This is a genomic window from Bifidobacterium sp. 2450, assembly GCF_041900695.1.
GTDB classification, from domain to species: domain Bacteria; phylum Actinomycetota; class Actinomycetes; order Actinomycetales; family Bifidobacteriaceae; genus Bifidobacterium; species Bifidobacterium longum.
Genome location: NZ_JBHEEA010000006.1, coordinates 1 through 22906 on the forward strand (window position 1 = coordinate 1; position 22906 = coordinate 22906).

Consider the following 22906-nt stretch of genomic DNA (forward strand, 5'->3'; position numbering starts at 1 on the left):
GAGATTTTGCGCACTTTGGTTTGGGCTTGAGATAGGGGCATGGCCCGTGTCCTGTGTACGATTTTCAGTCGCCAGACATTAGAAAACCGCGATTGGAAACGAGGGCACGAAGCCATGTCACAGCAGATTCTACAGGTCGACCAGGCCATGTTGGAAACCACCCTGGACCGGATGGTCCGCAAAAGCGTCGAGGAGACCCTGAACGCGATGCTCGACGCCGAGGCCGACGAGATCACCGGCGCCGCGCGCTACGAGCGCAGCGGGGACCGCAAGGCGTACCGGGCCGGCCACTACGAGCGCGACCTGACCGTCAAGGCCGGCAAAATGAGCCTGAAAGTGCCGAAACTCAAGGGCGCGGTGTTCGAGTCGGCCGTGATCGAACGATACCGTCGGCGTGAGGAGAGCGTCGAGGAGGCCTTGATCGACATGTACCTGGCCGGCGTCTCCACCCGCCAGGTCGATGATGTCAGCCGGCTCCTGTGGGGCGACCGCATGCCCTCGCAGACCCTGAGCGACAAGCTCAAGCGCGTCTATGCGGATATCGACGCATGGCGGGGCAGGCCCCTCGAACAGGATTACCCGTACCTGTTCATGGACGGCGTGTGGCACAAAAGGTGCTGGGGCGGGTCCGTGGAGAACGTGAGCATCCTGGTGGCCATCGGCGTCGGCATGGACGGGCGGCGCGAGGTGCTTTCGGTGGCCGAGGGCATGAAGGAGGACGCGGAAAGCTGGCGCGAATTCATCAAAGGCATGCTCGCACGAGGCCTCAAGGGCGTGAGACTGGTGACGGGAGATCGGTGCGCGGGGCTGGTCGCCGCCGCGGGCGAGCTGCTGCCCGATGCCCGCTACCAGCGGTGCATGGTGCATTTCGAGCGCAACATACTCGCCAGGGTCAACCCCGGGAACCGCGACTGGGCGGCCGACGCACTGAAGGCCGTGTTCTCCATGGAATCACGCGACAAGGCGTTGGAGAAGGCCGAATCCGTCGCCCGGGACATGGAATCCAGGAAACTCAAGGAGGCCGCCAAATGCCTGCGCGAGGGCATCGGCGAGACCACGACCTACCTGCTCGACGACTACCCGCGCGAGCATAGGCGTCGGATCCGCACCAACAACATGATCGAACGGCTCAACCGCGAGATCAGGCGCAGGACCCGCGTGGTCGGCTCGTTCCCCGACGGACGCAGCGCGTTGATGCTCGTCTGCGCGAGGGTCCGCTACGTGACATCCGACGAGTGGTCGACGCGCCGCTACCTCGACATGTCAAGGCTCGGTGAGACCGTACCAGCAGCGAACTGATCACCGCCACAGGGACGGGCGAAGACCAAAGTGCGCAAGAGTTCGGGCACTACCCATGGAGATGCCCATCAAATCGAAGGTAAGCAAGCTAGACGGATTGTATATACAATCCGAGCCCGCAGCCTCCCGCGCCCTGCGGCGCTGGAGCAACAACCCGAGTGCCGAAGGCCTGACAATCAATGATCCATGAGAGGAGGAAACGATGGCAAGGAAAAGACGGTGCAGGCAAAACGGTCCACGCGAAAAGGCGGTGCTGATCCGCGTCGATGACGACGAGAAACGGATGCTCCAGGATGCCGCGCGGCGACGCGGCCAGACCGTCTCCCTCACCGTCATCGAGGCGGTGAAGATGTTGGAGGGAAGCCTGTACGTCGAGGAGGAGGAACATGATTCGCCCACCGTCCAGGCGCTCAGGGATATCGAATACCAGCTGCGCCGCATCGGCCGCAACGTCAACCAGATCGCGCACAACGCGAACAGGGAGATGAACGCGACCATCGAGGACGAGGCATCGGCGTCCTACGCCGTCCGGCAATGCCGGGAGCTGATCGATCACCTCGATGCCGTCATCGGGCAGTCCGGGAGCGCCCGATGACGCGAACCGGTCAGAGCAAGGTCAGGCTTTGCGGACGGCCAGCTTGCAGTCCTTGGATTTCTTCGATGAACCGGGAGAACGTCATGGTTTCTCCCTGGATCAGGTCATCATAGGATTCCTTGACCACCTTGGGCATGACCAGGTGGATGTGCAGTTCATCGAGTTGGGCGAGCTTGGGATGGGTCACGTCGCCGGGAGTCAGGGTGAACAGGTGTTTGTCCCTGATCCGGTTGGCTTCGTCGGCGACCTGGCGGAAACGATCCTTGATGGAGGTTTTCGAGGCGAGCATACGCAGCTGTTCCTCGGGGAACGCCGGATCCTCGTAGGCGGCTTGCGAGGGGAACAGGAAATCGGGTTTCTTTCCGTTTTCCGTCTTGGCCTGCGCCTCGTATTCGATGCCGCGCGCGTCGAGGATGTGGGCGATGTGGATTTCGAGGACCTTGCCTGCGCGGCTCATGCGCCGGTTGCGCACGGAGGTGTAGAACGAAGTGAACGAGTCAACGTCGATGACGCCATCCGATACGAATGGCGCGGCATCGTAGTCGTGTTGGATGACCGCCCGCTCATAGAGTTTGAACAGCAGGTAGCTGCGGTCGTAGTATTCGATCACCACGTCGTCAGGGTCATCGTGCGTGGGGTCCACGTCCGTCAAGGAGGATTGGGAGAAGGCCGCGAACTCCTCGTTGCTGGGGAACCTGTATCCCCATCTGCCGATCATCTCGGGGAGAAGCGTGTCATCCCGCACTTCGACGTTGATGCCGAGAGCTTCGAAGACCTGCGCGCCGAAGGCGTCCAGCTCACGTTCCGTGTTGTCGTGGAAGCGGAACGCGCCCTCCTGTTCGTCGTCGATGCCGAAGAGCCATTTGGCTTGGGCTTCGGCCGTGCTGTCATGCTGTGCGATGATGATCAGCAGGCGATTGTCCCTGAGCATACCGAAGCACATGAGGTCGCCGGGACGGGCCATGCGTATTGGCTCGCAGTCCTTGTAGTAGAGACGCCATTCGGCGCTGCGGTTCGGGTTGTTGCGCCGAGCGTCGTACCATGTGGTTTCGAGGTCGGCGACCGCCGGCGCGTCGTCGTCGCTCAGGTACATGAGCGCGGTGGGTATGCCGTGCCCTTGTGAGGCTCTACGATCCTCGCCGGTGCCGAGCAGTCTTCTGAGCGCGTCGTTGCCGCCGAACTCGTGCTGGTTGCTGCTGTTGGTGTCGATATCGACGGCCGACAGTTTCTTGGCCGCGACCGGGCCGATGTAGTCGCCGATTCTCCCGTAATCGCTCATAATCCATGAGCATAGACCAATCGGACAGGAAACGCCTCGGGCGAATCAGTCGGACAGGTAGGGTTTCATCGCCTCGCCTATGGCTCGGATGACCGGCACTGCGACCGAGTTGCCGAACTGCCGGTACGCCTGCGTGTCTGATACCGGGATACTGAACGAATCCGGGTAGCCCATCAGTCGCGCGCACTCTCGCGGGGTTAGCCTGCGCGGGTTCTTCCCATCGCCGCGTGAGACCAGTATCTCACTGCCGTCCTTGCCGTACCGCGCGCTCAACGTGCGCGTGTGGTCGGTGGCGGCATCGACCATGCCATATCCGAAACCGTTGCCTGCGGCCTCATGCTTCTTCTTGTAGTTCTGGAGGTACGTCCACAGCTTGTCGCTCAGGACATACTTGTCGGGAACCTGGGAGGCGGGCAGGAGGATGCTGCCGACGTTGCCGTGCGCGATGGGCTTCACGTCATCGAACGTGAACCCGTTCTCCTCGCGGAAGCCCACGATGTACGTGCGTTCCCTGTGCTGGGGGACGAAGCCCGCCGCATCGATCAGCTTGTAGGACACGTGGTATCCAAGGTCTTCGGTCAGCACGGAATATATCGTCTTGAACGTGCGCCCACGGTCGTGCGAGAGCAGGTTCTTCACGTTCTCCAGGAGGAACGCCTTCGGCTGCTTCGCCTTGATGATCCTCGCCACGTCGAAGAACAGCGTGCCTTGGGTCTTGTCCTCGAAACCGGTGGGACGGCCCATGCTCTGCTTCTTGGAGACGCCCGCGATGGAGAACGGCTGGCACGGGAACCCCGCGAGCAGCAGGTCAATGTCGGGAACGTCATGCTCGCCGACCTTGGTGATGTCGCCGGCCACGGGATTCTCGTCGTGCCAGTTCGCCTCATAGGTCTGCACGCTGTACTTGTTCCACTCGGACGAATACACCACATGCGCGGCATCGCCCAGCGCCTGCACCATGCCCATGCGGATGCCGCCGATGCCGGCGAACAAATCCGCTATCCTGATCTCACTCATACGGTTCCTCCGATTCCCGAGAAACCCAGGATAGCACATGAGAAGGGCGCGGCCCGACACCCCGCGAACTCATCGCGTAAATAATCCCGTGGCGTTCGGGAGCAAACTTCCCCCGGACGCCACGACCGTCACCTCAGTAAGCCGGAACCTCCATCGAGGCCGTCGAGGGGACCACCGGGCACGATGCCCATCCCGTTCACGGCATCATTCGTCTTTTCCACGACCCCAGACGATTGGGCCAAAGTCAGCCCGCCGGGCACATGGCCGACGGCGTTCTGTGAGAGCCAATCGGAGAGCCGGGAGTAGTCGCCCGTCTCGTAGTAGCGCAGGAGCATAGAGACGAACTGCGCCTTGTCTTCGGGAGGGATCGAGAAGACGCCGATGCCGTCGTGTATGAGCTGGTGGTTGGCAACCATCAGCGCGGTGCGCTCGTTGCCGTCCGAAAACCATTGTCCCCGCGTGACCGCGCCGAACAGCAGCATCGCAGTGTCCGCCCCTTCTGACTCCTCCAGGATGCCGCGAACCCTTTCCCGTGAGGATTCGACGGTGGGGATCTCCGGCACCCATCCCGTGCCGCCGATCCTCACGCCGTATTCACGCAAGCGGCCGGCGTCGCGCACGAGGCCTTCGCCGATGATGCGGTTGTATTCGCGGATGTACTGCCAATCGACTGGATAGTCGATGTTCTCGAGCAGGAATCCCCACGCGCGCCTGATGTTGTTCACCGTGACTATATCGTCCACGCTCATACCCTCGGGCGCGCGCCCGTCGAAGATCTCCTGCGTGTCGGGGAAGGTGACGCCATCAACCTCGATCTTGGCGGTGCGCCAGATCGAATCGACCAGCAGCCGCTTCGCCAGTTCCACGGCCGTGCGCCTATCCGTCGTCGTATCGTTCCTCGCCGGTTCCATCAAAGCTCCTTATCCGCTTCCGATAATTCTATCGAAGTGGCCGTGCCGGCAAAGGACGCCTGAGAGCGGGGGCATGGAGCTCGTGTTCGTGAGGTTGGACGACCATACGCCGCTGATCATTCATGCGAACAATCTGACCAAGGGATTCCGCGACGAGATAAGGAGGAACCGATGACTGGTCGCAGATACATAGCCGAGAACGGCACCGAAATCACCGACGAGCTGGTCGACAGGTGGGCCGAGGAGGCCGAGAACGGTTTCCCAGGCGCCCAGGTCACCCCGTTCGAGGGGCGCGCGTGGGAGGCCGACACCGAGCCTCTGCGCCCGCGCACCATCTGTCTGAGCGATACCATGTGGCATCCCATCGAGGCGGATGCCAAGCGCAGCCACATGAGCGTAAGCGCATGGACCAGAGCCGCGATGACCGACCGGTTCTCGCACCTCGTAGACGCCTGACGCATCAGACACAGCTAATACAGGCGCTGACAACGCACCGACGCATAAGAGAACTGGCGTGTGAGGTCTCATCAAGACTGCACACGCCAGTTCTCCAACGATGTATGAGGTTTGAGGTTATTTGTGGTCCTTGTCATGTGGATGCCACCATTTACACCACACCAACAAGTAGGCGACGAGTCCCCCTAGGAAAGGCAGGAAATTAACTAACTTCATGATTTACCTTCGCATGAATAAAAACCTGTTCAGCAGTAACTTGAAACCCACGCCCAGAAGAACGTAAAACCAAGACCCACCAACACAGCGATGGCAGGATTCACCCCGACAAGGCTCAATGCGGCTTGCCACGCTGCGTCATGACCAAATCCTATGGCGGTGACAAGATACGGGCATACATCATGCGGCGTAATCCTCAACTGTGCCCTGTTCATAAGTTCCTGACGTTGTTCCGCAGGAATTTTCTCAAGCTCATTTGCTGCATTGGCGACTACCGCAGCTAGGGATTCAGTGCGAACAGCACCATTGAAATCCTTGACCGTAACGACTCCTGTGTCGTAGTTGATTGTTGCGGTCAACGTACCTTTACCATCCACTTCGACGGTCGAGGTATTTTCGCCGTGAAGCTCTCCTCCGAATGCCGCAGGTATGGACTCTTTTGGCATTCCGCTGATCGCGATCTCTGCCGCATTTGCTGATGTCATCGGCACGAGTCCCAAAACTAGTGCTAAGGAGAACAAGACTACTAGGGCAAGTATTCCACGTGCCGATTTCATAAGACGAGCCATTGATGCCTCCGATGCTTCATTGCCTTGGTAGGCGGTATACCCATCATTTATTAGGCAAGTAGAAAATCGCTTGTCTAGTAAAAGAGTATATCATCAACAGAGATTCCTGTAGAGGCCCCCGAATTCAATTTGCAAGTGCAACGTTCGTCTTTGGGTGGCTTGTCCTTGACATTACCTTGCCGGGCTCGCGGTACCAAACCTCGTTGGGCGTTTCCCAGCCCAGGACCTTCATGGGGGTGTCGTTGATCTCATCGACGATGGCCTGCAGGTCCTCGTCCGTCAGGCCGTCGAAGCAGGTCCTCTTGGGCAGGTAGCGGCGGATGCGCCCGTTGCGGTTCTCGTTGCCGCCCCTCCGGTATGAGGAGTACGGGTCCGCGAAATAGGTGAGCATGCCCGGCGCCTCGTCCACGAGCAGGTGGCAGGAGGATTCGGTGCCGTTGTCCCAGGTGCGGTCGATGCGCGCGGGCGCGGGGATGTCCTTGTAGATGTCGTATTCGGCGCGCGCGGTCGCCGGCGCGCTCTTGTCCTCGATGAAGCGGGCGAACAGGCGGCGGCTCTTGCGTTCGACCTGCGTGTTGCCGCACCGCTTCGACGGGGCCGCGCCGACGGCCGTGTCGGACTCATAATGGCCGAACTCGCGGCGCGGGCCCACGCGTTTGGGACGTTCGGCGATCGGCACGCGCATCGGGATGCGCGGCCCCTTCGACCTCCTGCCCCTGGCGCGCGTGCGATGCCGCTTGCCCCGAGGCAGGTACTGCCTGAGGTCCAATGCCCTGCGCGGCTTGGCGTGGATCCACCGGTGGAGGCATTCGCGGCCGATTCTCATATGCGGGTCGGCCGGCCATTCGACCTTCAGCCGTCCCTCGATGAGTTCGGGCGTCCATCCCTTGCGCAGCGCGTCCATGACCCACGCGAGCAACGGCGAATACGCCATGCGCAGGGGCTTGCGCGATTGGCGCGCGCCGCTCGGCCTTGCGCTGCGCGGTCATGGCCGAGTAGAACGGCCTCGACGTCCACGCGACCGCCTTCAGCCGTTTCGGGGTAGGACTCGTTCTCGTTGGACGCGAACCACAGGCCGCGTCCCGGCTCGCGGCTGACGGTGGACTTGTCGCGGCCGATCCTCAGGACGATCTGGCGGACACCGAGCCCGTCACGGTTCCTCAACTCGTCGATCCGGACGCGTTCCTCGGCCGACAGGTGGGAATACACTTTCCTCATGAGCAACACCTTCTTGAGTTAGGACTTGAACACTTCCAACCATAGACAGGCGTTGCACTTCTATCTAGAACCCGGGACGCATATCTCTCATAGACGCCATGCGCCGCCGTGCCGGGCGCGCGGGCGGAGAATCATCGTATGATACCGAATATCGTCAGGGGTTCGGACCCGGCCGGCCTGGTGCGCTACCTGTTCGGCAAGGGACGGCGCAATGAACACACCGACCAGCATCTCGTGTGCGCGAGCGGCGACATGTTTCCCTCGTTTGACATGGATGGCAAGCCGGCGGCGTCGTATGCGGAGATAGGCCGCAGGTTCGACCGACGCTACCGCGTCAGGGGACGCAAGGGCGATCCGTTCCCGCCCGACATGCGAGGCAAGGACAACCCCGAACGAGAGCATGGCAGGAAGCGCGTGTGGCACTGCTCGCTTGCCATCAAGGCCGGCCAGGGCATACTGACCGATCAGGAATGGGAGTCGGTCATCCGCGATTATCTGACGCGCATGAACATCATCGACGGCGACGGCGATCAGGGCGTCACGTGGCTCGCGGTCCGTCACGGACTGTCCGCCAACGGCAACGACCACGTGCACATCATGGTGCAGCTCGCCGCCGACGACGGTTGGATCAACCCGTACCACGACCGGATCGACGCGCAGAGATCATGCAGGCGGATGGAGAAATCGCGCCCCGAACTGGTCGAGCTCGCACGCTCCGATACCGGAACGCGCGTCAGCTGGCAGTACGGGCAATGGCGGCAATGGGCCCAATGGAAGGCGCGAACCGAGTACGGCGACGACGCGGGATGGGATGCGTTGGACGGCGACGAGAGAAGCCGGCTCGTCACGGCGGTCGCCGCCTCCACGATGCCGCGCCAGCATGTCGGCCGGATCGTGGAGGCGTGCGCCAAGGCGTCGCGCAGCGAGGACGAGTTCATACGCCGCGTGCGCAGGGAAGGCTTCTCCATCGATCCCAGGCTGCGCAGGGGAACCGCCAAAGACTCGTTCACCGACCCAGGCCAGGTGGTCGGCTACAGGATCATGTGGCGCAGCGCGGACGGGTGGACGGAACGGTTCAACGCCTTCGAGCTCGGCGACGACATGCGATTGAAACGACTGCGCGACGGCTGGGCGGACGATGCCAGGAGCCGCGCCCTGGCCGTGCAGGAATGGCGCGCCGCGATGGAGAACCGCCCGCCGTTCCTCGACGGCGGACGCGAAAGACACCCCGAGAATCTGTCCACGCACGACATGGAACGCCTCGTATCCGAAGCGTTCTGCATCGCCGCCAGCCTCAACGACGCGGCGGACGGCGACGAATACCGGGCAGCGATGCGCGAGGGCCTGCACACGTTCGACATGCTGCGCGAACGCTATGGAATCGCGCCGGAATACGGTCTATGGAGCATGGTCGCCTCTGACGGGGAGAGCCGGCCCCGCCGTTAGGACGCTTCCCGGAAAAAGCTCAGATGGTACGGCCCGAGGAGGGAAAACCGAGCGAATCGGGCAAGGCCGATGCTGGATCGAGAGAGTTCGCCGGCTCGTCTCCCGGCATGATCGGCTCGATGGACTCGTTCGCCTTCGTCCAGCACGCGTTCAGGCGATCGGCCATCCGCGAGTCCAGGCCCTCGCAGGATTCGGATATGCCGGCGAGGACCTTCCCCGCCATACGCCGGGCCATATCGGCCACCCTCGAACCATCGAGACCGTGACGTGTCGCCAGATCCTCCCAATCCTGGGGCGTGGTGTGCTCCGCGAAGGCGTGATCCTTGTTCAACGGCATGGTGAGTTCCCAGTTGAACTCGGGCCAATACCTGGTGGCGACCGCATCATACTGGGGAGACAGGCGTATCCCCGATGCGGGATCGAGGATCAGGGAATAGTTCTTCGCATGTGCGTCGCTGTTGGCGGACGACGTGTTGAAGGCCAGCCTTTCGAGCCACCGGTAGGACAGGGAGCCCGACGCGTCGATGCGTTGCAGGAGTTCCAGGCAGTCGTCGGCCGACGGATCGTATTTGTCGCGGGTCGGCAATCCCAACGCTTGCAGGAAGTCCTCTTGCCGCAGTCGGACGATTCGGCCTTCCTCCAGGCGACGGTCGAACCGTTCCACGATATAGGCCGTCTTGCGCTGCGCCGTGATCTCGCCGCGTGCCGGTGTGTCGATGCCGCACAGTTCCGACAATCGCATCGTCGCCAGTTCCACCTTGGTCGCCTCGGGAAGGTCATGGGGCTTCGGTTTGACGATGTGGGTGGAGGGAAGCATCATATCCGGCCAATACCACTTGCCGTCCACGCGGGACAGTGTGAACTTGCCCTGCGCCCCTCCCAAGGAGAACCGGCAGTGGCTGTCCTCGTCCCACCAGTAGTTCCTGGTCCGCTCGATGCGGTCGATTTCGTTGGCTATCTGGGAATCGGTGATCAGACGAAGCGTCGGCGATGGGATTGGAGGTTCCGGGGAGAGGGAGAACACCAGTCCGCCGGTGGCGTCAACCCGGTCCAGCAGATCGAAGACGCCGGCCGAGGAGGCATTCAGGTGCTCACGCATGGCCTGGCGGACGTTGGGATTGTCGGGCAGTAGATTGTCCAGGAAGTTACGCGGTGCCTGGTCTTTCCATCCGCCGGTCCTGGGCAGGCTCAGACTGATCGGCAGACCCTCGTTCGCGTCGTACGCGAACGATATGCGCTCCTCGTCGTCTTCCGAGAACACGCCCACATGATGCCCGTTCTCCCAGGCGTGCAGTTCCCTCACAGCAGTCTCCCCGCGTAGGCGGACGGCAGCGTTTCGGTGCGGATGTGCAGCAGGTCGAACATCCTGTACACGTAGCGGATGGAGGTCAGACCGGTCTCCACGAGCTCTTCGGCGCTTGAGAGGGGGACCCCGGCTCTCCTGGCGAGTTCGGCGGCGTCGAGACCCATGACGGACATGCGTTCGCGCGCGCAACGGCGGACCGACGAGGTGTCGGGGAAGAACCGCGCCGGGTTCTCCTCCTTCTCGTCGGGAAGACCCTTGTAGGCGGTCAGGGCATCATATTTCGACAGATCCAACGTCACGTGTGCCATGCTCGTCCTTTCCGGTTCCGAAAGCCGTTGACACCATGATACGGCGTCAGCGTGCGTTGCCGTTGGTCTCGGGTTGCAGGATCTGCGGCGTCGGGACGTTGGCCTGGTCGGGTATCGGCTGGTCCGTGGGGTTCATGGAGGATTCCATGGCGGGACTGTATTCGCCGAACGGGTCGGGCCCGTTCCATTCCTCGGGTTCGTTCAGGTCGAGTGGCATTTCCTCGTATCCGTCGGGCTCCCCGGTCGTCAGGTCGCCGCCTCCCGTGGTCTCGGGCTCGGGTCCGGATGCCGGTTTGCGTTCATCGGCGGCGGGCTTCGTATGCTCCCGCACGGGTGTGGGGGTTTCGACGATTGGTGCGGCGTCAGCGTTCTCGGTGCGTTCGACCTCGCTTATGGTGCTGGGCTCGTCTCCTGTGGCCTTGTTGTCCGCGTGCGAGGATTCCGGCAGGCCCTGGTCCTTGAGGAAGCTGATTCGGGAGGCGGCGTCGTCCACGCCGTTGACCGGCGCGCACATCACGGCTTCGACGATCCTGTCGTGGTCGTAGCCCGTCCATTGGCCGGTGAGCCGCGAGTCCACGAAGAACGTGGCGTCGTCGCCGTGCGCGGCCTGGAACGCCTGCACGTCCTCCACCCGTTGCAGGTCCACGGGCACGCCGGCCGTGTTGAAGGCGTTCAGGGTGGCCTGCAACGCGGGCGACTGGTCGGTGTAGGTGATGTTCACGTGGTTGGTCAATTGGTCGGCTGCGGCGTCGATGTGCGTTTCCGGGTGGCGTTTCGACCATTCGTCCTTCAGTCGGGCCTTCGCCTCGATGATCTGCCTGCGGTAGCCGGGGTCGTTGCCCTCCAGTTGGTCGGCGACCATCCATCCTTGCAAGAGGGACGAGTCGCGCATCTTCCTCCAGCCGTCGCCGTCGGCAAGCACGGTCGCGTTCAGGGTGGACTCGAACCCCTTGTTGAGGCGTTCCCTGTTGTCCATCTCCCATTGTTCGAGGCGGATGGCCTGCTGCTGCCGTCTGGTCTGCTCGTAGCGTTCGTTCTGGACGGCGCGTTCGGCGCGTTCCCTGCGGCGCGTACGGTCGCCGCTCAGCTCGTTGTGCAGGGTGCGCAGCTGCTGGGCGACGCTGTTCCAGCTCTGGACCATGATCTGGTCGAAGCCGTCCTCGGGATCAGTTTGAGCCATTGTTCCTTCTCCTTGTCGTGGTGGTTTCCTTGTTTTCCTTGCCGCCTGCGGCGGGGACCGACAATGTTTCCAGGATCGGTTCGCGCCATGCCCGGTTCGGGCGGATGCATGGCAGCGGCTCGCCCTTCTTGTCGGTCTGCTGCCGAACGTCGAGGCTGGCGACGATGCCACGGTCCTTGTCGAAAACGCGGTCGAGCATCGACGCCGCCTGGATGTAGAAGATCATCATCTGGCCGGGTGCCTTGCGCGCGTTCTCGTAGGCGCGCCACATGGCGTCGAGCGGGAACACGAGCGCCGGATAGCGCCACCAGTCGCTCACCCATTGCATGTTCACGCTCGCGCTCTGGTGGTAGCAGAACACGTTGGCTACGAACCTTTCCACGAACGCGGCGAGGTTCGGGTAGTAGGTCTCGCTGCGCCGCATTCGCGCGCCGAACTGGCCGGACACGTCCCTGGCCCGCGCGGGATCGAGGTCGCCGGATTCGTCTCGGCCGAGATCCGTCTTCCCCTCCTGCGCGGGCAGTATACGGGTGTCGGATTCCTCCGCATCATCCTTTGGAGGGGTGTCGTCACGGCCCGTTGCGTCTTCCGGCGGGTTCTCGTAGCCGTTGCCGGTTTCCCCGGCATCGGCCGGAATACCTGATCGGATGGGTTCCGCCGCGTGCCGGCCTGCCGGCACCTCGGGTGTGGTCGGCGTCGGCTCGCCTTGGCCCGGTATGGTTTCCTCTTCGATCTCCTTGTCCTCGGGGATGTGCGGCGCTTCGGGGTTGGGCAGTCCCTTGCCGTAGGGCACGCCCTTGTCCTCCAGGATGGCGCGGGTGAACAGTTCCAGCCATCCGCAGTCCGATGACAGCAGGGTCCTGGCGGCACCGACCGCGCGCTCCCATTCCTCCCCATCAGGGCCGGACGTGGTGTTCGAGGTGTGTTCGCTCATTATGCGGCCTTTCTTTGCTCTTCTCGGGCTTTCGCCTTGGCCTGCGCCAATGCGTCGGCCCATTGCCTGTTGCCCGTCCATGGCAGGGTCTTGACGATCTGCGCTCGGGATTGGGATGCGAGCAGCAGCGCGCGGCCGACGGGCCATTCGGTCAGGTCGGAAACGTCGAGGATGTTCTCCTTCTGGATCGAGTTGTTCACGCTGCGCCGTCCGGTGCCGTCGATGTTGACGCTGCCGCGCACGATCTCCCTCTGGCCCACCAGCTGGCTGATCTCGCCGAGGAACTTCGCGTCCTTGATGCCGCCCAGGTAGACGGTGATGTTCGCGTTGTTGAACAGCGAGCCGAAGTTCGTCTCGCCGAACGCGGCCCTGCCCTGGTCGGGGTTCTGCCAGATCGTCATGATCGGTATGCCCGCCGAACCGAAATACGAGTACACGTCGGCCAGTTCGGGCCAGCGGCAGATGTTCGCGGCCTCGTCCAGCACGCAGCACAACGGGACCGGCAGACGGCGGTTGTTGCCGGTGAACTCGGATTGGGCGCGTTGGAACGCGGTGAACGCCACCACCGCCGTCAGGCTGGCGGTCAACGCGGTGGAGGGACGGCCCTGGGCGGAAAGCAGGTACAGGGTGTCCTCGCTCGTGGCGAACTCGTAGGGGTCGAACAGGCCGCGCCGCTCGTCGATGTTCCCATTCGTATCCCGGTGAGGGTCGATCCAGTCGATGATCTCGGGGTCCGCGAGGAACGCGACCATGGTCTGGAGGCTGCCGAACACGCCGCTTCGGGTTTCCGGCGTCAGCGCGATCACGCTGGACACGCGCGAGGCGATGCCCGCGTAGCGCGGGTATTCGCTCAGGATGTCGGCCGGCGACGTGTCGCGCTCGTTCGAGCACCACCTGAACACGTCGGACACGGAACGGCCTCCCAGATGCGCGGCGAACAGGTAGTCGGCGAGCTGCTGGGCGGCGGTGCCGGGGAAGAAGTCGTCGCCGCCGGTCTGCGGCTGGCCCGAGGCGTAACGCCAGCAGTCGGCGATGCGTTTCGCGTCGGCGATGGACTGCACCGAGGCGATCAGGTCCCACACCCACGGCGCACGCCGCCGGTTCGGGTCCGCGATGCGTTCGGGGTCGAACGTCCATATCCGGCCGTTCGGATGGTCGAGCCTGCGGATCGGGGCGGTCACGTCGAGGATGTCGCCCTTGTTCGAGGTCGCCAGGCACGGGCCCGGAGCCGAGAGCACGGCCGGGATCGCGTAGCACAGGGACTTGCCGGAACGAGGGCCCGCCAAAACGATCGCCATGTCCTCCCAGCTGGTGTACATCGACGTGTTGTCCACGATGTTGAGCCCCAGCGGATAGCCCGGCGACATGCCCTTTCGCCAGTGGTCCGCTTCTATGAGCCTTGACGCCATGGCCTCGGCGCGCTGGCGCGTCACCTTCTCCACGGCCTCGCCGTGGCCCATGGCAGGCGCGTACACGTCCACGCGGGTGCGGGCCTTGGCGCCGTTTGCCCATGGCACGGCCTTGCTGGCGATCAGCCACGCGCCCACGCCGCACGCCACGGCCAGCACGACGAGCACGGCCACGGCCAGCGCCCACCGGCCTGCGGTCAGCGACCATTGGCCGGAGACCAGGTACATGAGCGCGAAGATCTGGAAGGGATGCCCCGCATGGGAGCACACGAGGGCGAACACCGTGAGGATCAGGAACGCCGCGACGATGATCGCCAGTTCGATCTTGCGGCTGGGACGAACCGTGCCGCCCAGATCCCTCACTCGGTTCGATTGCAGTTTCGGATCGACGTCGGCCAAGATTCATTTCTCCTTTCAAGCATGACGGCGGAACCGATGGAAGCGGTCCCGCCGTCGATGCGCCAGCTTGCGTCATGGCTAGCGGGCGTTGCCCGTCGTGAAATCGGATGGGGCGGAAAGGAGATCCGATGCCGCAGGGTCCGCCGGAGCGGGAGCCGCGCCCGGTGTCGGATAGCCCGACAGCGGGTCGAAGGGCTCGCCGTTGAAAGTGCGGGGAACGCCGTCGCCAACGTATTCGCCGCGCGAGGCGTCAACCTGGTCCGTCCATGGATCCGTTCGCCCGGCATCGGCCACGGCACCGGCCTGTTCCTTGTCCTGGCGTTTGCGTTCGCGGGCGAGCTGGATGCGCCGGGACACGATGGAATCGATCTGCATGGAATCGCCGATCACGACCGGACGCGCGTACGCCTTGCCGTCCTTCTGGCTGATGAAGGCGTCGGGATCGCCCATGCGGCCGGTCGCCACCACGGCGTCGCCCTGGCGGAAATCCATGCCGTGCAGGAGCTCGGCGGCCCGGCCCCAGAATTTCACGGTGGTTCTCACCGGGCCGAGCGGATTGTCCGCAAAGCTGCCGTCCTTCTGACGGACTCGCGGGCGGTCCTCATACACGGTGGCGCGCAGGTACGCCGAGCTCGTGGTGCCGTCCGCGTCGGCTTTCGCCGGCCAGTAATCGGGGTTCGCGGCGAGGAGACCGCGAACCACTTGCATTGACTGTGGCATGATGATGGTCCTTTCATTCGGGGAATACCAGCGCCTTCAATGGCGGCGGCGACTCCCATCATCCGGCCGGACCGGTGGCCTCGCGGGGCACGGCGTCTACGCCACCCGTCAGCGGCCCAGATGCCCGCCGTTCTCCCACATGTTCGTCGCCTCCATGGCGGGATCGGTTTCCGGCAGACGGTCGAGCACGCTTGACGCGAACCGGTCCGAGGCGTCGTAGCCGATGGCCTGTTCGGCGAGTTCCCGCGCCTTCTCGCCGTCGCCCATGGCGAGGCTGAGCATGGCCTTCAGGCCGATGATCCGGTAGCAGGCGTCCGTCGGCGCGTTGGCCTCCAACGGGCCGAGGATCCCCATCGCCATGTCGATGCGCGCCGGATCGGGCGTGGTGCCGTTGTCGATCAGCCGGGAAAACAGCAGGTCGGTGTTCACCATGCCGTCCGGCGTATTGATGCGTTCGCGCAATGCCGGAAGGGACAGGGGAGCGTTCTCGGCCAGTATGTCGCTGGCGATCATCATGCATGTTGATTCGGGCGCGAACTGCATCGTCACGCCCAACACGGCGAGCCGGTTCGCGTCGGACGACCATTCGCCCGTGGAGTGCTGTTCGGCCATGAGCTTCGACCAGTCGTAGGCTGCCGCGTTGCGCCAGGTGGCGCGCACATGTTCCGAGAATCCGTCGTAGGTCATGCCCGAGTCCAAATATTCGTGCGTGGCTGCGGTGATCAGCTCGTCCAACGGCGGCTCGTCCGTATCGGCGGCTGTGGCCTCGCTCCCCACGATGAACGGGATGCGGGGCCCTTCGGAGGCCAGGCCGTCCGTTTCTTCCGGCTGCCCCCCCGTTGATGCGGCCCGCTTCCATGCGGTCCACTTCGCCGGCGAACCATTCGGAGCCCGCGAAATAGGTGCCGTCCATCGAGGAGAGCACCGGCTGGAGAACGGATGCCAGTTCGTCGTACACGGCATCGGGGTTCCGCAACGCCTCGATGGCCTCCACGGCCGCGTTGTATTCGATGATGCGGTTCGCCAGCCGCACGGCACCGTCATCGGGTCGCACGTCATCGTATGATTCGCCCCAATGCTCGATCCATCCGATCATCGTCTCCCGTGTGATCCGCTCTTCGGCATCGGTGTTCTCCAAAGGCATGATTCTGACTCCTTGACACTTGACGATAGCGGCGGCAACCCGGCATTCTCGCCATGACCCCGATCATCCGGCCGAAGCCGTGGCATCACGGGGCATGGCGTCTACAGGGTCGCGCCCCTGTCCTGCGGGGAGCCGTATCCCTGAGCTGCCGGGTTTTCCTTGATGCGTGCGTGGGCATGGCCTTTGTTCCTTTCACTGGTTTTCCGGCAGGAAGCCGGTGTTGTCGTATCGTTTGAACGTTTCGACGGCGTGCGCGACCCGCGCCCTCGATTCGCCATAGGTGGCGGAATCGACCGTCTCATGCCATACGGGTTCACGGGTTTCCGTGTTGCCGTACGGTTCGGCGGGGGTTATCGACATTTCGAGGTCCCATGATGATTCGCCGTGCTCGGCGGGGCGGAAGTCGAGAGTGCTGCGGTTGCCCGTCAGCCGCAGCAGCCGGGATCGCTCGCCGAGCCGGTCGGAGAGTGATGCGGAGCGTGCCACGGTGCGGATCATGCGTTTCATGCCGGTGGCGAGGTGGTCTGTCATCGCAGGGTTCCCTTCTAGGCGTGCCATTTGAGGTTCGTATCGTTGAACCCGCTTTTTTCGAGCGGGCACATCTCCACGTTGATGGGGATTCCGGGCAGTCCTCCCAATTTGATCAGGAAACGGCCCAGACCCTTGTGCGAGGCATCGGAGCCGAAGTTGACCGGGGTGGCCCAATCCTCCAGCATGTCCTCCTCGCGCCGGGATACGGGCAGTCCGCATTCGCCGCGCAGGTATCGGTCCACCTCGATGCGGCTCAAAGCGCCCAGCACCTTGATCTCGCTGCGTTCCACGAAGCCGCGCGCCTTGGTGTTCTGCGCCGGGGTCTCCATGCACATCAGGTCCTTGAACGTGTGCGTGATCATGATCTGGCCCACGCCCCACTGCCTGTTCAGACGGGTGAGCAGGTCGAGCTTTTCGACCATGAGGGGGCTGGCGCGCAAAGCGCGGTGCATCTCGTCCATGATGATCACGTGGTTGCGGCGGGGCTGCAATCCCTCCTCGGCGAGCACGTCGGCGGCGTTCTTCGCGGCGAACGCGCTCGTCCACGTGGTCGCCAGCACGGCGGCGACCACATCGTCGCCCGACTGGGCCAGGGCGCTGATGTCGAAGTCCACGGGCCTGGACAGGTCGATGCGCGCGGTGGTCTGGTCGCCGAACAGACGGCCGAACTTCGTCATGCGGTTCGAGAACCCGTGCAGGTCGGCCAGAAGGCCGCGAACCTGCGCCCTGTAGAGCTCGTCGTTTTCCGGGTCGTCCCAGACCGCCGCCGTGCGCACCTCGTCGGGCCCTTCCCTCAGCAGGTCTCGCAGGTCCGCGATGACGGGAGGCTGCGGATCGCCGCCATGCCGGTCGTGGAGCACGCGCACGGCGACGGAAAGGATATCGGATTCGCGTGCGGTCACGCCCCTGGCACCGGCATCGGTGTCGTTCTCGCGGCCGGTGCGCATGATCGTCAAAAGCACCTCCATGAGCGCGGCGCGCGTGTCGTTGTAGTAGTCCGTGAGATCCTTGCGCGCCTCGCCTTCCAGTTGTTGCAGCGCATAATGGAGGTCGCCGGGGTCCAGGGGGTTGACCACGCCGATGCCCGCTCCCAGCCGGATGACCTGGCCGCCGAGCATGTTGACCAGTGAGGCGTAGTCGGGCTTCAGATCGCCGGGGATGATCGCGTTCATGCCCAGGGCGCTCAGTCCCAGCACCTCGCGGCGCACGAACGTGCTTTTGCCGATGGCCGGCAGGCCGAGAAGGAACATGCTCGGCTGCTTGATGATGCCGGCCTTGAACCAGCTGATCGGGTCGCAGCACACGCCGGCACCCGTCATCAGGCTTCGCCCGACCGGCACCCCCTCGGCCGGCAGGGCCATGTCGGTGCCGAACGGCCAGAATCCGCCGCACACCTGGTTCGACGTGCCGAAGAACTCGTCGATCGTGGGCATCAGGGCCGCATGGCCGCCGCCGCGCGATCTTCTTCCACGCCACGGCACCGGGGGCACGGGCTCGTCCGGTTTGGCCTTCAACGGTGTGAGCAGCATTGATTCCATGCGAGCCACGGGGTCCGTGGCCGTGGCGCTCGGCATGGTTCCTTTTCGTTTCGACGGCTCCCATGGCATCGGCATCACGTGTCCTCCGTTCAGGACAGGAGCCGGCCGAGGGGGCCGGCTGGAGTGTATGATCTGACGTTCAATCCAAGGGGCAGGCTTGCGGCGAATCCCGTGTCCTGTGCCCCGTAGCAGGGGCGCAGGTCGATCTTCGCGCCGCCTGCGGCCTGTTCCACGGCGCGTGACGCGGCTTCGAGCCGTTGGCTTTCCTGTTCGCCCCTGGACACGGTGACGGTGACGAGCATCCCGAAGAACACCATGACCGCGCCCTGGTTCGTTGCGACGGCCTGGCGGTTGGCCTTGCCGATCTGGCTCATGGACCTGACCGTGGCCCGTTTCTCCTGGCTGACCTGGTTCGCGGCCTTCTGCCTGTTCTGCTCGGCCATGAACATCGTCTTGTCGGGCGGCAGCATCCGGTAGAGCACGGTCACTCGCTTGCGGTCGCAGTCCGCCAACGGGGAAAGCAGCCGGGTGAGCGTGTCGGCGGTCACGTTGCTTTTCGGCGGATCCACCATCTCCCATGTGCGGCTCAAACCGGAATCATGGGAATAATGGCTCCAGCCGGCCTCGTGCATGAGCGGTCCGCAATCCTCCCAGGCGATGTACGGCGGCTCGTCGGATTCCTCGATCGTCTCCTGCGCGGCCGGATCGTAGGCGACGCGGACCATGCGCGTGATCTCCTCCATGCCCAGGGCCCTCGCGGCACCGCCTCCCGCCTGCGCTATCTGCTCGCGGATCGACGGCAGCAGCAGGCTTATGCGACGCGCGGCCTCCCCGGCCTCCAGGTATTTGCCGTCACGGTCGGTGTAGCGGAAAGTCAAGGTGAGCGTCACATCGTTGGAAGCGCCGCCGGCCGCGTACTGGTCCATGATCTGCGCCATGGCGCGCGCGGCCAGCTCGGGAGCGTCCTCCACGATGCGTCTGCTCAACGTGCGGCGGAACCTCACGCCGGAATCGGGTGCCGTGTCCACGGTCACGGCCAATTGGGTGACACCGGCCTCCGAGGCGAGCGATTCCATGAGCCCGGACCACGAGGCCACGTACGAATCCTCCACGTCGTCGTCGGCGAGGCTCGCGCCCTGCGGCTGGCATGACAGGAGCAGCGAGTATTCGCCGGTGTGCGAATGCCGCACCAGGCAGAACTCGCCGCCCAGCCCGTCCAGGGCGGAGGTCAGGCCCACCCGTGAGAGGATGCCCGGCAGCATGGCCTTGCCGCCGTCGATCGGCGCGAGCAGGCCGGAACGATACAGGTTGGCGCCGGAACGCTGCGCGGCCATCCACGTGCGCTTCTCCACGGTGCGATCCACCATGTTGCGGTGCTCGCGGTCGCGGATAGCCAACACGAGGATGACGCCCATGCCGACCACGAGGATCGCGATGGCCGCGACCACGCTCGCCATGCTGACCAGCAGCGTGCAGGTCAGCACACCCATGCCCGCTATCGTCAGCGGGATGCCGATGTTGCGGATGCCGCCCGGCATCGGCCGCATCCAATCGCCGTATGTCGTGTTCGACGCCATGATTATCCGAATCTCCTTAGCAAAACGTATGCGTCAGAATGTCTTGCCCTTGCGAGTGGTCGAGCGGTCGGCACCGTCCGGGGCACCCTCGCGGGCGAACCCGCCGGCATCGCCGTTCGCCCCCTGCGGCCTGTTGCCGCCTGACGGGTCAGGGGATGCGCCATCGGGCGCCGGTGGAACCGGGCTCCCCGCACCATTGCCGTCGCTGCCCTTGCGGTTCGCTCCCTGCGGCTTGTCGCCGGTGTTCTGCGGTTCGCCGCCCGTGGGATTGCCGTCCAGCGGTTTGGCGTGCTTGCCGCCGCCGTTCGCCCCCTGCGGCCTGCCGCCGTTTCGGCCGAGCCCGGAAAGCAGTCCGGCCAGGCCGCGACCGGCACCGGGTCTGGCACCGTCCGGTGACGCTTCGCCGCGTCCGTCGCCGCCGCCTTTCCTGCCGCCCTTGCCTCCTGCGGCCTTGCGCACGCCGGCACCGGCCAAGGCGACTCCCATGCCGAGTATGGAGGGCAGGATTCCGCCGCCGCCACCGCCGACCGAGGATTGCACTGCGGGCACGATCACGCGGATCATGGCGGGAAGGAGGATGATGACGCTCAGGGTGAGCATCAGCGTGATGGCCTGGCTGTCGTCGCCGGGCCCGGCCGTGACCATGATCGCCGAGCCGGTCGCCATGACCAGTGCGGCGACGGGCTTGTAGGCCAGGAACGCGGCCAGCCAGCCGATGGTCTTGGCGAAAGCCTGCTTGCCCGATTCCATCCAGCTCATGGCGGCCCACATGGGTGCCACGCCCACCAGGATCGGCAGCATCCCGGCGCGGAAGTAGGCGAATATCTTGCTGATCAGCCCGCAGATCCACATCACGATGGTGAGCACGATGGCGACCGGAGCGCCCAAGTTGAAAAACGAGCTCGCGGCCAGGCTTTTCGATTCCCAGGCGTCGTTCATCATGCCCGAGGCGGACCTGAGCACGTCGGCGGTCCACGTGTCGAACGTGGCCTGGAACGTGTTGACCAGTCCGGCAAGGCACACGGCGCTAAGGACCGCCCACATGAACGCCTTGCCCAAGGGGATCAGGTCGCGGCCCTCCTGTTGGGTGACGAGCTTCCAGCCGGCCGCGATCACGCCGCACACGGCCGCGATGATAAGGAACGGGTCAACCTGCATACGGATGTAGTCCGACAGGAAGAACGTGGTGCCGCCGCCCGGCGTCCATGACGGCAGGCCCGGATTGCCGCCGGACGAGCGGGAGAAGAACGTGAGCGCGATGCTCGCGCACGAGGAGCCGAGCAGCACGCCGAGCAGTATCCAGCCGATGCGGTCGAGCAGACGGCCCTCGCCGCCCTGGCCGATGTTCCACACGATGCGCGCGCTCAGCACGATCAGGCTGATCGCGGCGGCAGCAATGAGCACGCCCTGCGCGATGCGCAGGTACCGGTTCACCGGCGCGAACCATGAATCGTAGTCCGGCGTGGCGTTCGCCTGCAGCGTGGACACGCGGTCGTTCGCGGCGACCAGCGTGTTGCGGCTGGTGGACAGCCATTCGATCGTGGAATCCGATTGGACCTGGTACATGTTCCACAGGGTCTTCTCCAGCCAGGAGAGCTTGCGCTGCTTCTGGCAAGAGGAGTCCTTGTACTCCCATTTGCCCTCGTCGGGAGACTCCTTCTGGTACGTGTTCTCCAACGCATCGCATTGCAGGTTCGGTGCGGCCTCGAACTGGACGCGCGCATACTTCTTGAGCTCCTTGCCGGTCGGATTCGCGGACACCATTCCGGCACGCACCCAGCCGGCCTGGTACTTGTCGATGACCCATTGGATCTGGCTGGGGCCGATCAGGTCGCCGAGCCTGCCTTCGGGTATCTTCATCACGTAGGTGGTCTGGGTGTCGCTGATCTGCTTGTCGCCGAACTCCAGTTCCTTGCTGAACGAGCCGAAGTCGGGTCCGCCGCAGGCGGCGAGGCCCATGAGGCAGGCGAGGGCGAGCGGCAGCGCGCACAGGCGCTGCCGTATGCGTCGAATCCCTTTCATGGCTTTTCTCAGCAGCTTGCGGTGACGGACAGGCCGAGTGCGGCGAGGATGGCGACCGCGCCCGCCCCGAGGAAGATGCCGATCACCCAGTTGACGAGCTTGTCGAACGTGTCGTCGCGGTCTGGCACGCCGTCGCCCTGCTGGCGCAGGATGTGCACGCCGATGCGCACCAGCGCGACCACGCCGATCACCAGGCTCAGCGCCTTCACCCAGCCCAGGGCGGTGGATACCGGGCCCGAGAATCCCGGAGGCAGGCACGGGGTCGGGTCGGAAAGGGTCTCGGCGAGGATCACGTATGTTTCATGCAGCATTGGGTCGTTCCTTTCGTGTTAGGTTCATGCACCATCGTCAGCCGACATGGGCCGTGGCGCGGGGCACGGCGTCTACGTCCTTCACGAGCCGTGAGTACGCGGCCGGATAACGCTGGGGAAACCCGTCGAGTTCAAGCCCTTTGATATGGGGCAGCCGCCACACGCGGACTGCGGATGACAGCTGGATGCGCGCCGCCACCAGGGGGCGCGGCATACGGGGCACGGGGTCGGTGATGGCCGCGCCCAACAGGATCGATGCGCCGAACAGTCCGGCCGACTGGTCGGCGAGCAGCGCGCGCAACGATTCGAGACCCCTCCCGGTTCCCATGGCGCACAGGATGACGCGCGACGGCATGGAGGGATCCCGGCTCACCGGCAGCGCGCGGCCGGCGTCGGCGAACCGGTCGGGGTCCGAATGGCGGATCGTGGTGCATCCGGCACCGCCGTGCGCGCCCACCAGCCACACGCGGTCGGTGACGGGTGCCGCGAACGCCGGGATCAACGTGGTCAGTTGTGGCATG

General features: G+C 64.3%; 22 protein-coding genes and 1 pseudogene. 5 read left to right on the forward strand and 18 right to left on the reverse strand.

The window, feature by feature from the left end:
• Positions 1 to 114 precede the first annotated feature (114 nt).
• Positions 115 to 1299 (forward strand): IS256 family transposase, encoded by a 1185-nt coding sequence (locus ACEUKI_RS04260; protein WP_131218582.1) that lies wholly within the window; start codon positions 115 to 117, stop codon positions 1297 to 1299.
• Positions 1300 to 1501: 202 nt separating this feature from the next.
• Positions 1502 to 1894 carry a plasmid mobilization relaxosome protein MobC gene (gene mobC, locus ACEUKI_RS04265; protein WP_374156538.1) on the forward strand — a complete coding sequence of 131 codons (393 nt, stop codon included), beginning with the start codon at positions 1502 to 1504 and terminating at the stop codon, positions 1892 to 1894.
• Positions 1895 to 1904: 10 nt separating this feature from the next.
• Here the strand turns inward: mobC and ACEUKI_RS04270 are convergent, their stop codons facing one another.
• The 3 genes from ACEUKI_RS04270 to ACEUKI_RS04280 form a co-directional block, all read right to left on the reverse strand.
• Positions 1905 to 3173 (reverse strand): type II restriction endonuclease, encoded by a 1269-nt coding sequence (locus ACEUKI_RS04270; RefSeq protein WP_251847780.1) that lies wholly within the window; start codon positions 3171 to 3173, stop codon positions 1905 to 1907.
• A gap of 45 nt (positions 3174 to 3218) precedes the next feature.
• Complete coding sequence (gene dcm, locus ACEUKI_RS04275) at positions 3219 to 4190, reverse strand: DNA (cytosine-5-)-methyltransferase (RefSeq protein WP_080784732.1); 972 nt, start codon at positions 4188 to 4190, stop codon at positions 3219 to 3221.
• Between the two features lie 128 nt (positions 4191 to 4318).
• Positions 4319 to 5101: a cell filamentation protein Fic gene (locus ACEUKI_RS04280; protein WP_374156539.1), complete on the reverse strand. Its 783-nt coding sequence runs from the start codon at positions 5099 to 5101 to the stop codon at positions 4319 to 4321.
• Positions 5102 to 5272: 171 nt separating this feature from the next.
• Here ACEUKI_RS04280 and ACEUKI_RS04285 point away from each other — a divergent pair, with 171 nt between their 5' ends.
• Positions 5273 to 5557, forward strand: coding sequence for a hypothetical protein (locus ACEUKI_RS04285; RefSeq protein ID WP_374156540.1), 285 nt, complete (start codon positions 5273 to 5275; stop codon positions 5555 to 5557).
• A gap of 245 nt (positions 5558 to 5802) precedes the next feature.
• Here the strand turns inward: ACEUKI_RS04285 and ACEUKI_RS04290 are convergent, their stop codons facing one another.
• Both ACEUKI_RS04290 and ACEUKI_RS04295 read right to left on the reverse strand, forming a co-directional pair.
• Positions 5803 to 6342, reverse strand: coding sequence for a hypothetical protein (locus tag ACEUKI_RS04290; RefSeq protein ID WP_374156541.1), 540 nt, complete (start codon positions 6340 to 6342; stop codon positions 5803 to 5805).
• A 124-nt stretch (positions 6343 to 6466) separates the two neighbouring features.
• Positions 6467 to 7560, reverse strand: a pseudogene (locus ACEUKI_RS04295) (IS30 family transposase).
• Positions 7561 to 7698: 138 nt separating this feature from the next.
• On the opposite strand from ACEUKI_RS04295, the gene ACEUKI_RS04300 reads away from it, so the two are divergent.
• Positions 7699 to 9006, forward strand: a complete 1308-nt coding sequence (locus ACEUKI_RS04300; protein ID WP_374156542.1) for a relaxase — start codon at positions 7699 to 7701, stop codon at positions 9004 to 9006.
• Positions 9007 to 9025: 19 nt separating this feature from the next.
• Here the strand turns inward: ACEUKI_RS04300 and ACEUKI_RS04305 are convergent, their stop codons facing one another.
• The 7 genes from ACEUKI_RS04305 to ACEUKI_RS04335 form a co-directional block, all read right to left on the reverse strand.
• Positions 9026 to 10309, reverse strand: coding sequence for a HipA domain-containing protein (locus tag ACEUKI_RS04305; RefSeq protein WP_374156543.1), 1284 nt, complete (start codon positions 10307 to 10309; stop codon positions 9026 to 9028).
• Complete coding sequence (locus ACEUKI_RS04310; RefSeq protein ID WP_374156544.1) at positions 10306 to 10620, reverse strand: hypothetical protein; 315 nt, start codon at positions 10618 to 10620, stop codon at positions 10306 to 10308. The genes ACEUKI_RS04305 and ACEUKI_RS04310 overlap by 4 nt, the downstream gene beginning before the upstream one ends.
• A gap of 46 nt (positions 10621 to 10666) precedes the next feature.
• Positions 10667 to 11800: a hypothetical protein gene (locus ACEUKI_RS04315; RefSeq protein ID WP_374156545.1), complete on the reverse strand. Its 1134-nt coding sequence runs from the start codon at positions 11798 to 11800 to the stop codon at positions 10667 to 10669.
• Positions 11787 to 12734 (reverse strand): DUF4913 domain-containing protein, encoded by a 948-nt coding sequence (locus ACEUKI_RS04320; RefSeq protein WP_374156546.1) that lies wholly within the window; start codon positions 12732 to 12734, stop codon positions 11787 to 11789. Before ACEUKI_RS04320 ends, ACEUKI_RS04315 begins: the two co-directional genes overlap by 14 nt.
• Positions 12734 to 14542, reverse strand: a complete 1809-nt coding sequence (locus ACEUKI_RS04325; protein ID WP_374156547.1) for a type IV secretory system conjugative DNA transfer family protein — start codon at positions 14540 to 14542, stop codon at positions 12734 to 12736. The genes ACEUKI_RS04320 and ACEUKI_RS04325 overlap by 1 nt, the downstream gene beginning before the upstream one ends.
• A gap of 78 nt (positions 14543 to 14620) precedes the next feature.
• Positions 14621 to 15262, reverse strand: coding sequence for a hypothetical protein (locus tag ACEUKI_RS04330; protein WP_374156548.1), 642 nt, complete (start codon positions 15260 to 15262; stop codon positions 14621 to 14623).
• 108 nt (positions 15263 to 15370) lie between these two features.
• Positions 15371 to 16039, reverse strand: a complete 669-nt coding sequence (locus ACEUKI_RS04335) for a hypothetical protein (RefSeq protein ID WP_374156549.1) — start codon at positions 16037 to 16039, stop codon at positions 15371 to 15373.
• Between the two features lie 125 nt (positions 16040 to 16164).
• Between ACEUKI_RS04335 and ACEUKI_RS04340 the strand changes: the two genes are divergently transcribed.
• Positions 16165 to 16422, forward strand: coding sequence for a hypothetical protein (locus ACEUKI_RS04340; RefSeq protein ID WP_374156550.1), 258 nt, complete (start codon positions 16165 to 16167; stop codon positions 16420 to 16422).
• 176 nt (positions 16423 to 16598) lie between these two features.
• Here the strand turns inward: ACEUKI_RS04340 and ACEUKI_RS04345 are convergent, their stop codons facing one another.
• Genes ACEUKI_RS04345 through ACEUKI_RS04370 form a run of 6 tightly spaced genes read right to left on the reverse strand, consistent with a single transcriptional unit; the run spans position 16599 to position 22905 of the window.
• Entirely contained in the window at positions 16599 to 16937 is a 339-nt protein-coding gene (locus ACEUKI_RS04345; RefSeq protein ID WP_374156551.1) for a dehydrogenase, read from the reverse strand.
• Positions 16938 to 16951: 14 nt separating this feature from the next.
• Positions 16952 to 18511 carry an ATPase gene (locus ACEUKI_RS04350; RefSeq protein ID WP_251847786.1) on the reverse strand — a complete coding sequence of 520 codons (1560 nt, stop codon included), beginning with the start codon at positions 18509 to 18511 and terminating at the stop codon, positions 16952 to 16954.
• A gap of 53 nt (positions 18512 to 18564) precedes the next feature.
• Positions 18565 to 20052: an SCO6880 family protein gene (locus ACEUKI_RS04355; RefSeq protein WP_080784742.1), complete on the reverse strand. Its 1488-nt coding sequence runs from the start codon at positions 20050 to 20052 to the stop codon at positions 18565 to 18567.
• 33 nt (positions 20053 to 20085) lie between these two features.
• Positions 20086 to 22074 (reverse strand): hypothetical protein, encoded by a 1989-nt coding sequence (locus ACEUKI_RS04360; protein WP_080784743.1) that lies wholly within the window; start codon positions 22072 to 22074, stop codon positions 20086 to 20088.
• A gap of 8 nt (positions 22075 to 22082) precedes the next feature.
• On the reverse strand, positions 22083 to 22385 hold the full coding sequence (locus tag ACEUKI_RS04365; RefSeq protein ID WP_011068085.1) for a hypothetical protein: 303 nt from the start codon (positions 22383 to 22385) through the stop codon (positions 22083 to 22085).
• 37 nt (positions 22386 to 22422) lie between these two features.
• On the reverse strand, positions 22423 to 22905 hold the full coding sequence (locus ACEUKI_RS04370) for a hypothetical protein (RefSeq protein WP_179133395.1): 483 nt from the start codon (positions 22903 to 22905) through the stop codon (positions 22423 to 22425).
• Between the last annotated feature and the right edge of the window lies 1 nt (position 22906).

What these genes read in the sequence shown, in the direction of transcription:
- ACEUKI_RS04260 (WP_131218582.1), top strand. Translation starts at nt 115, where the DNA reads ATGTCACAGCAGATTCTACAGGTCGACCAGGCCATGTTGGAAACCACC.
- mobC (WP_374156538.1), top strand. Translation starts at nt 1,502, where the DNA reads ATGGCAAGGAAAAGACGGTGCAGGCAAAACGGTCCACGCGAAAAGGCG.
- ACEUKI_RS04270 (WP_251847780.1), bottom strand. Translation starts at nt 3,173, where the DNA reads ATGAGCGATTACGGGAGAATCGGCGACTACATCGGCCCGGTCGCGGCC.
- dcm (WP_080784732.1), bottom strand. Translation starts at nt 4,190, where the DNA reads ATGAGTGAGATCAGGATAGCGGATTTGTTCGCCGGCATCGGCGGCATC.
- ACEUKI_RS04280 (WP_374156539.1), bottom strand. Translation starts at nt 5,101, where the DNA reads ATGGAACCGGCGAGGAACGATACGACGACGGATAGGCGCACGGCCGTG.
- ACEUKI_RS04285 (WP_374156540.1), top strand. Translation starts at nt 5,273, where the DNA reads ATGACTGGTCGCAGATACATAGCCGAGAACGGCACCGAAATCACCGAC.
- ACEUKI_RS04290 (WP_374156541.1), bottom strand. Translation starts at nt 6,342, where the DNA reads ATGGCTCGTCTTATGAAATCGGCACGTGGAATACTTGCCCTAGTAGTC.
- ACEUKI_RS04300 (WP_374156542.1), top strand. Translation starts at nt 7,699, where the DNA reads ATGATACCGAATATCGTCAGGGGTTCGGACCCGGCCGGCCTGGTGCGC.
- ACEUKI_RS04310 (WP_374156544.1), bottom strand. Translation starts at nt 10,620, where the DNA reads ATGGCACACGTGACGTTGGATCTGTCGAAATATGATGCCCTGACCGCC.
- ACEUKI_RS04315 (WP_374156545.1), bottom strand. Translation starts at nt 11,800, where the DNA reads ATGGCTCAAACTGATCCCGAGGACGGCTTCGACCAGATCATGGTCCAG.
- ACEUKI_RS04320 (WP_374156546.1), bottom strand. Translation starts at nt 12,734, where the DNA reads ATGAGCGAACACACCTCGAACACCACGTCCGGCCCTGATGGGGAGGAA.
- ACEUKI_RS04330 (WP_374156548.1), bottom strand. Translation starts at nt 15,262, where the DNA reads ATGCCACAGTCAATGCAAGTGGTTCGCGGTCTCCTCGCCGCGAACCCC.
- ACEUKI_RS04345 (WP_374156551.1), bottom strand. Translation starts at nt 16,937, where the DNA reads ATGACAGACCACCTCGCCACCGGCATGAAACGCATGATCCGCACCGTG.
- ACEUKI_RS04350 (WP_251847786.1), bottom strand. Translation starts at nt 18,511, where the DNA reads ATGCCGAGCGCCACGGCCACGGACCCCGTGGCTCGCATGGAATCAATG.
- ACEUKI_RS04355 (WP_080784742.1), bottom strand. Translation starts at nt 20,052, where the DNA reads ATGGCGTCGAACACGACATACGGCGATTGGATGCGGCCGATGCCGGGC.
- ACEUKI_RS04360 (WP_080784743.1), bottom strand. Translation starts at nt 22,074, where the DNA reads ATGAAAGGGATTCGACGCATACGGCAGCGCCTGTGCGCGCTGCCGCTC.
- ACEUKI_RS04365 (WP_011068085.1), bottom strand. Translation starts at nt 22,385, where the DNA reads ATGCTGCATGAAACATACGTGATCCTCGCCGAGACCCTTTCCGACCCG.
- ACEUKI_RS04370 (WP_179133395.1), bottom strand. Translation starts at nt 22,905, where the DNA reads ATGCCACAACTGACCACGTTGATCCCGGCGTTCGCGGCACCCGTCACC.